Here is an 8023-nt window from a genome sequence, read left to right on the forward strand (position 1 = left end):
TTTTGAGCTAATTTTAATAGTTAATCTAAAAACTCAAGCATCTGTTTGAGAGTAAATAAATGAGAGAAAACTGTTTGTATTTCTCGATATGTATAGTTGTTTTCAACCATCTGCATTGCCAGTCCCCATAGTTCTCTATTTGTATCTAGTGTAAATAAATTTACAAATTGGGTAGATGGACAACAAGATACAGGAATAAAACGAAAAATTCTTGAATCAGGTTTAGCAAAATTTGCCTAATCACAAAATAAAATAAAAGAGCAAATTGGTAATATAATATTAGTATTTGAGTAAATAATGCTTAAGTAGCTGAAAGTCGCAGCTATATAAAAAAGTCCGCCTACGCGAACTTTAGAAAAATACTGATTTCAAGAATTGCTGTAGCTGTTTTAGTTAGCTGAAACTAACTCTGTCTCATTTTTCGATTTATCTCTCACCTTAAAATAGTAATAAAGATTACCAATAGTTAAGTCTGATGCCTGTTGTAAATTAGATGTAACTAATGTTTTATAACCAGTAATTGCAGCGTGTTCACTAATATAAAACTCGTATTCTTGACGTAGTTCAGGCTCGAATAGAAATAATAACTGGTCACGAAGCGAATAGAAATGAGATTTTTCGGCTAAACTCTCATATACTAATTGTTCTGGCGGTTCTGCTAAATTGATTGTAGAGTTGTAAGTATCTGGACTATTAAAATCAGCGCTACTTAAAAGTTTTAATTCTGATGAAGGAAGCGATTGTATCCAATTAACATGATTTTGCCAGGAATCCAATACTGCTAAATAATGATTTTTAATGCGGATAATTTCGGGAAAGAGAAAATCAAGCTCATCATGTGATTCACAGCGATTAATCACAGTGAGAGCATCTTGATAGATTTTATCTTGAAGATGAGCTATTGTCGCAGATTACCGGACAAAAACTGACTCAAAAGAATCTCACACCACCTGTAATATTTCTGGCAAATTTAGTTACGGTGCTGCTGGGAGTGATATTTGTAGATGGCATAGTAGCAGAGTCAGAAAAGCAACGTTTACTAACAACCCTTTATCGATTTAGTAATCCAGAAAGTGATGTGCGTAAGTTAACACATTTGATAATTAAGGGAGTAAAAGATAATCAAGTTTATAAGCAAGTTAATAGCTTATTAGCATTGGCGGCTCAACTTTCAGAGTCAGAAAAGCTGTTGTTAATTAGCTTTGGCTACGAAATGTCAGCAGCAGATGGTGAAATTGATCCTCACGAGAAAAAATATTTGGAGATAGTTGCCAAGCACTTAGGCATTCAATCACAACATTTAGCAATTTTAGAAGCTGGTTTTACTCATCAAGAAAATGTGGAGCCTATTGCTTTAGATGAAGTACATTTTTTACTCAATCCTGCTCGTTTTCAAGAATTGGATACTATATTTGTTAAGGCTGCTAGTGATATGTTAGCCACTTTACCTACTAAATCAAAAAACAAAATAACCAAACCACACATAAATGTATCTTACGGAGAATTAAAAAAGTTTCAAGAATATCGCAAACAAATAGACAATTGTTGTTATCAGTTATTTCAGATAATCCAAGACTGTACCAATCGTGGCTTCTTACCTCACACTTTGATGAAGGAGTTAGGGAAAGTATCTCAAAAAATACAATCCCAGCGCTTTCGGTTATCAGTATTAGGCGAGTTTAGTCAAGGAAAATCAACTTTACTTAATGCCTTACTAGGTGAGGAAATTCAACCTGCGAGAGAGATTCCTTGTAGTGGGATAGTAACAGTTTTAAAATATGGAAGCCAAAAGCGGGTAGTCTGTCGTTATAAAGATGGGCAAGAAGAAGAAATTCCTTTTGAGCAATATCAACTAAAAGCAACAATTTCAGAAGATGCAGCACTTGGATGTCTCAGTGATGAACTAGCACATGATGAAATTGATGAAATTGTTTTTGAGCATCCTGATTTAGACTTATGTAGTAGTGGGGTAGAAATTGTAGATTCTCCAGGATTAAACGAACACCCTGACCGCACTGCCATTACTCAAAAACTGCTGAAGGACACGGATGCAGTTATATTCTTAACTAATGCCTCCCGTTCTCTAACTCAGGTAGAACGCGATTTACTCCAGGATGTGAGAACTCAATTAAATCATGGTAAAGAAAATGAACCTGCTAACAATCTTTTTGTAGTAGGAAATTTTATAGATTTAGTGCGTAGCGAAAAAGGACGTGAGCAAGTGCAACAAAGGATCGAAAGATTTGTACAAGGTCAAAATCCTATAGTTGCAGGTGAAAACCGCGTTCATTTTATTTCTGCTCAAGCTGCGCTAGATGCAATTTTGCAGGGAACTGAAGATGAATATTTGAAAGCCTTCCAAAATTTTACTGAGTCTATTGAGAAGTTTCTGACTTTTGATAGTGGAAGAGTAAAAATTAAGCACTCTATTAGTCAAATAAATAGAGTCATCGAAAAAGGTTTAGATGGGCTATATCAATCCCAGAATACTTTAGATGGAAAAATTCAAATTTCTGAAGCAGAAAAACATAAAGTTTTAGAAAAAATAGGAGAAGCCAGTGGGCGCGATGTCAGAATCCGTCTATTGGCAGATCAACTAGTAGAACAAGTGATTGAGCAAGCTAATCAATCTTGGGATGCATGGATTGAAGAATTAGAGGTAAGTTTAGCCTTAAAATCTTCTTCATGGACTTCTAAACACTCAGGAATTTGGAGTAGAGATAAATTAGTACAAGACTATGCTAGTCAATTTAATAAAGATTTATCAGTAGAGCTTGATATTTGGATAAACGAGCAACTGAAACAAACAATTTTAAAACCAAATTTAGATATTTTAGATGATGCTATTCGTCAAGAATTAGAATTAATTTATTTAGAATTACAAAATTTGAGTTATCTAAGAGATAACTCCAGTAAAAGTTGGACATTTTTAGGCACAAATCAAACGGAATTAAATTTAATTAGCAATCAAGGTTTTTGGGGTGGATTTGGAGCAATTGGGATCGGTGCAGCGTTACTACCAGTAGTATTTATGGCTGGGCCAATTTTAGCTATTATGGCTGGTCTTGGTGCTGGATTACTTGGTGGTGGAGGAATAGCCATAATAGAGGAAAGTGTCAGGGAAAAGGTTTTTAATTTAGGTTGTGAACAGTTTGTCAATTCTGTAGATGATATTTTTAAGCAACTTGACAAAATGATAGATTCAGTATTTTCTGAACGGCTTGAGATGGTAAATGAAGCCATTGAGAAAGCGATCGCACTTTACGAAAATCTCCTCGAACAGCAGGAAAAAGCTCACAATGAAACCCTGGAACAACGTGAGGCTGAAAAGATGTGGATTTACCAAAAGCGCCAAGAACTTGAGCAAGTACAGAATGGGCTGGAAGTCATTCTCAGTAAATGCACCAGCGATGCCTTCGGCGGGCTTCGCCAACGCAAAAATTAAACAACTCAATGACCTCAAAAGACATATTACAGCCATCCTCCACCCGGTTATATCTGGCTAAAATGCTTTAAGAAGCGATCGCGCTTTGTTATAGTCGCCAGTCTCATAATGTCATTTACAGATAAACGTCCTCTGGGTTGGTTGTTGCAGCAGTTTCAACTCCAGCCAGGTAAGCCCGCCCTTTCCTCTGGATTGCGTAGCCTTTTTATACTGGGTGTCCCGATTGGAATTGGAATCCTTACAGGTTATGCTGCTGAAAGTGCGATCGCCACTATGGCAGCTTGGTTTGTTGGGATGGTAAATGTTGAGGGAGCCTACCGTCAGCGAGCAATTGCTACGATCGCAGCTACGATTGGAGTAACTGTGATGTTCCTAATCGCAAGTCTGGTTAGCAGTCATCTCTGGTTAGCTGTCCCGACCACGTTCTTGGTAATATTTATCGCAGGTTTAGCGAATCTCTATGGCAACGTGGCTGCATCTGTCAGCTTGATTACTTCGATCATGTTTGTGATCGCGCTGGCTAGATTTGCTGCATTTTCTAATTTGCCTACTCTTATTCAACATTGTGGGCTATGTCTGGCTGGTGGAACATGGACAACTGTCCTGTCATTAGGACTGTGGGTGGTGCGTCCTTATGTACCTGCAATGCAGATAGTTGCTAACTGTTATTTCTCATTAAGCAATTTTGTGGACTTGATAGGCCACAGAGCATTAAATCCAAAGGATCGTCAGGAGTGGGAACAGCGATTTTTGCAAGCTCAGGATACAGTTATTCAAAACTTGATATCTGCCCGTAGCGTCTGGACAACTATTTGGACTAGGCAAAGAGGAGCTAACTTACGAGGAAATCAGTTACTCGTATTAATCGAGGATGTAAATCAAATTGTTAATTCTGTTGTAGCACTGAACGAACTATTAGCGATCGCATCCGAACATCAATTATTTTCTCGGTTACAACCAGAAATTCAGCAAGTTATACAACAGTCAGCAATTGCTCTGCAAATGTTATCAGAAGCGATTGCCAAAGGAAAAAACTCACCTCACTTAGGGGATCTCGATCGGAGTCTTGAAGCACTAGAACACCAAAGGCAAGTTCTGCGTTCGCAAGTCCTCAATCAAACTATCAATGCTCAAACAGATGATTATTCCGATCTCCTCAACCTTGGGAAAATTACAGCCAGTCTGACAAAGCTAGTAGAGCAAATTCATACTGATGCAGAGATTGTTACAGATTTAAGCCAAGGCAAACTGCGTAACAGCATTACTCAACGAGATATTTCCCCCCCAGCCCAACCAGAACGTTCTACAATCATTGATACGCTGCGAAATAACTTCACTTTTGATTCAGTCCTCTTTCGTCATGCGTTGCGCCTCGCACTGATCGTAACTTTTGCTGAATTAATTGCCTCGCTATTCCAACTACCTAGAGGCTACTGGATAACGCTCACAGCTTTAGTTGCACTCAAACCCAACTTTGGCGGAACGTCACAGACAACAGTCCAAAGAGTCATCGGTACTATTTTAGGTGGAATTATTGGCATTGCTCTGATTTTACTAGTTAAGAATCAATTGGCGATCGCAGTTTGTTTCCTGCTGCTAGTATTTGTGGCGATGTCGGTGCGATCATTAAGCTACAGCATATTCATCATACTGCTCACTCCGGCCATCATATTGCTACTCAACATGATTAGTGCAGGTGGCTGGGAGGTTGGAGTATTGCGGATCTTCGATAGCTTTGCTGGGGGTGTCTTAGCACTACTTGGTAGTTATTTGCTTTTCCCTACTTGGGAACGACAGCAACTTCCTGCACAACTAGAAAAGACAATTCGAGCTAATCTTGCTTACTTTCAGCAAGTAATAGCTAACTATCTTCATCCAGAACATAATGCGATCGCTGATTCTATCAATATGCTACGCCACCAAGCAGCACTAGAGAACGTCAACGCTAACGCCGCAGCTCAACGATTGTTCAGCGAACCTCGTCACATTCAGGGAGAAATCGAACCTGTAATGACGCTGATGACATACATTCGTGGCTTTTTCAGTTCGGTAACAACTTTGGCAGAACATCTGCGGGAATTTAGCGGTGAGTACCAATTTACTGAACTCAAGCAACTTGCCGATACCATTGTCCAAGTTTTGGAAAACTTAGCAGATGCCCTTGGACAGGAACAGTCACCCCAACCATTACCAGCGCTAGATAGCGATCTCGAAGCAATTCACAACCAAATCCAACAGCTACATACTGCTCGGTTATCAGAGATTGCTACCAATTCCAACACTTTAACTCCCACATTACAAGCCGTTCGAGAACAAACTCCACTCTCTACAGAACTGGATCGAATTGTGAATGAAATTAAAATTATGCACTGTGTAATTGCTCGTCTGCAAGAATAATTTTCTTTTCACGCTGGTGCTGCGTTTTGCGCACCGCGCGGGTGTTAACCTCTTGATTTTTTGTGAGTCTGCGATCGCAGCCACTATTTTCGACGGACGATTGGCTGCTTTAGCCAATACTGCTCGGTTAAGCATTTTCAACTCGGAATTGGATTTGGGGAAAAGGTTAAAGGGTAAAGGTTAAAGGTTTTTTCTTTCCCTTTTCCCCTTCCCCTTTTCCCCTTAACCGACAAGTATTGCTGCTTTAGCAATGCGCCCAAGGATTTATAACCCGCAACTTGGGTTAATATAACATTTCATTAATTCGTAGCTAATTAAATTTGCGGCGTTGCTGAATCATGGGATGATTTCGCCCAATTTAGAACGAATTATCAATGGTTTCACCCGCCAATTCATCCCACATTTATGCAACGCCAAATTTGCCAATGCGTCCCTCTGCAATGCCAATTCGTCCCCTTACATTAAAAATGCTATGCTTTTACGCAAAACTGTACTTAGGGCGATCGCGGGAATTTGCCCACCTAAATGGCGGATTATGAGGTACTTTACTTGAGTGGGTCGTGTCCCCAATTCTTCAAAGAATAGCACCAGCGTGTATCTTCCAAATCACCCGATGGCTATTGTGCAAGATGACGGTGGACGTAACTAATAACTTTCTTCATGTGCGAAAGATCGTCGTTGGTGTAATCATCCTTTTTCTGCAATAGCTGGATGATACGCCGTCCAGATTTATGACCGATTGACTCATCGCCGCTATCTTTTTGCCCGACAGTTTGTGACTCGTCCGTATCTAGCCAAGACTCTAGTCCTTTAGGTGTCATATTGACAACTTGATGAAACTCGTCAATCACCGCTTTAACATCTTTACTCATGACTAAGCATTACTCCTCTACTTTCTTCAGAGCATCAGGCTTGTGAGCAGCTTGTTTTCCTGTCTTATCGCTTTCAACTAAGTATTCAGGGTTATCTTCACTTGCAGCAATATGGTGTTCTTTAATATCTGTAGGAGAAGTGAGCTTCTTTACAACTTTGCCAGTTGTCTTACCTTGTGAAGTATTCCATTCAACCCGATCGCCTTTTTTGAATTGTTCAGCCACATTCATTTCCTATTTGATGTTTTATATCTACTAAACTCACATTATGTCTGCGACTGGAAAAGCAGCCATCATTCTGGTGATAAAGAAAACATCCATTCTGAAGCCAGTAATTTAATTAGGTGTAAGATGAAAAAATTAGGCGATCGCTACAACTAGCTTGAGACAAAAGCTGTGCGCTCGTCTCATAATGTAGAAAGATTAAGCAGATTGTCAGAAAACTCTCAATGAGCCAAACTAGCCTAAATTTAGTTGCAATATCTATCTTTCTCATGACCCTATCGGTATTGGTAGGGCCATTCTTTAATTTATCTCCGACAGTACCAGCACTTGCTACCTTCACCATCTTAGGCATCGCGACATTAGATAGTTTCAGCTTGCAAGGCAAGGGTGGTACTATCTTTTTAGATTGGATTGCTGGTTTTTCAAAAGAACACCGCGATCGCATCGTCCACCACGAAGCAGGACATTTCTTAGTTGCTTACCTGTTGGGTATTCCCGTTACTGGCTACACACTCAGCGCTTGGGAAGCGTGGAAACAGGGACAACCTGGCCAAGGCGGTGTCAGCTTTGATGATGGCGAATTAGCATCTCAATTAGAACTAGGTAAAATCAGCGCCCAAATGCTAGACCGCTACTGCACTGTTTGGATGGCGGGTATTGCTGCTGAAACCCTGGTTTTTAATAATGCTGAGGGTGGAACTGATGATAAAAGCAAGCTGATAGGAGTCTTGACAATGTTAGGCTTTTCTGAATCAGTTTATCAACAGAAAATGCGGTTTCATGCTCTCCAGGCAAAAACTCTACTGCAAGAAAATTGGTCTAGCTATGAGACTTTAGTTAGTGCCATGCGACAACGTACTTCGGTAGAAGATTGTCATGCTGAGTTAGGAGTAGGGAGTGGGAAGCAAGAAGTTATATCAAGCTAGTAATGAAGAGTTTGTAGTAACTGTACTTTAGACTAAGAAGCAGAAAATGACTCAGGGATGCTGAGTTGAGTTTAACCAATGCCAAAAATGTCAAAGGTAAGAAATCAAGCAGATTTCTATGCTGTTTTAGGTGAGGCTGAAGTACGCTTTTTAACAAT

Annotated in this window: 8 protein-coding genes; 5 read left to right on the plus strand and 3 right to left on the minus strand. The window is 39.7% G+C overall.

The features are described from left to right. Positions 1-389: 389 nt before the first annotated feature. Positions 390-860 (minus strand): hypothetical protein, encoded by a 471-nt coding sequence (locus tag RMY32_RS11030; RefSeq protein ID WP_322715197.1) that lies wholly within the window; start codon positions 858-860, stop codon positions 390-392. Positions 861-901: 41 nt separating this feature from the next. Between RMY32_RS11030 and RMY32_RS11035 the strand changes: the two genes are divergently transcribed. The 4 genes from RMY32_RS11035 to RMY32_RS11050 all read left to right on the plus strand — a co-directional run bounded on the left by RMY32_RS11035 (position 902) and on the right by RMY32_RS11050 (position 6381). Then, complete coding sequence (locus tag RMY32_RS11035) at positions 902-3445, plus strand: dynamin family protein (RefSeq protein WP_322715198.1); 2544 nt, start codon at positions 902-904, stop codon at positions 3443-3445. A gap of 108 nt (positions 3446-3553) precedes the next feature. Then, positions 3554-5842: an FUSC family protein gene (locus RMY32_RS11040; protein ID WP_322715199.1), complete on the plus strand. Its 2289-nt coding sequence runs from the start codon at positions 3554-3556 to the stop codon at positions 5840-5842. A 52-nt stretch (positions 5843-5894) separates the two neighbouring features. Further along, positions 5895-6026, plus strand: coding sequence for a hypothetical protein (locus RMY32_RS11045; RefSeq protein WP_409882730.1), 132 nt, complete (start codon positions 5895-5897; stop codon positions 6024-6026). 190 nt (positions 6027-6216) lie between these two features. After that, positions 6217-6381 carry a hypothetical protein gene (locus RMY32_RS11050; RefSeq protein WP_322715201.1) on the plus strand — a complete coding sequence of 55 codons (165 nt, stop codon included), beginning with the start codon at positions 6217-6219 and terminating at the stop codon, positions 6379-6381. 78 nt (positions 6382-6459) lie between these two features. On the opposite strand, the gene RMY32_RS11055 is transcribed toward RMY32_RS11050, so the two are convergent. Both RMY32_RS11055 and RMY32_RS11060 read right to left on the minus strand, forming a co-directional pair. Beyond that, a complete protein-coding gene (locus RMY32_RS11055) occupies positions 6460-6714 on the minus strand; it encodes a DUF3140 domain-containing protein (RefSeq protein ID WP_322715202.1) in 255 nt (84 codons plus the stop codon). A gap of 9 nt (positions 6715-6723) precedes the next feature. Beyond that, complete coding sequence (locus tag RMY32_RS11060) at positions 6724-6939, minus strand: DUF2945 domain-containing protein (protein WP_094348753.1); 216 nt, start codon at positions 6937-6939, stop codon at positions 6724-6726. Between the two features lie 224 nt (positions 6940-7163). On the opposite strand from RMY32_RS11060, the gene RMY32_RS11065 reads away from it, so the two are divergent. Continuing rightward, a complete protein-coding gene (locus tag RMY32_RS11065) occupies positions 7164-7865 on the plus strand; it encodes an ATP-dependent Zn protease (RefSeq protein WP_322715203.1) in 702 nt (233 codons plus the stop codon). Positions 7866-8023 lie beyond the last annotated feature (158 nt).

The organism is Nostoc sp. ChiSLP03a (genome assembly GCF_034531215.2).
Lineage (GTDB): Bacteria > Cyanobacteriota > Cyanobacteriia > Cyanobacteriales > Nostocaceae > Nostoc.

Bases quoted from the DNA above. Each gene is read 5' to 3' on its own strand.
- RMY32_RS11040 (WP_322715199.1), top strand. From the start codon at position 3,554: ATGTCATTTACAGATAAACGTCCTCTGGGTTGGTTGTTGCAGCAGTTT.
- RMY32_RS11055 (WP_322715202.1), bottom strand. From the start codon at position 6,714: ATGAGTAAAGATGTTAAAGCGGTGATTGACGAGTTTCATCAAGTTGTC.
- RMY32_RS11065 (WP_322715203.1), top strand. From the start codon at position 7,164: ATGAGCCAAACTAGCCTAAATTTAGTTGCAATATCTATCTTTCTCATG.
- RMY32_RS11050 (WP_322715201.1), top strand. From the start codon at position 6,217: ATGGTTTCACCCGCCAATTCATCCCACATTTATGCAACGCCAAATTTG.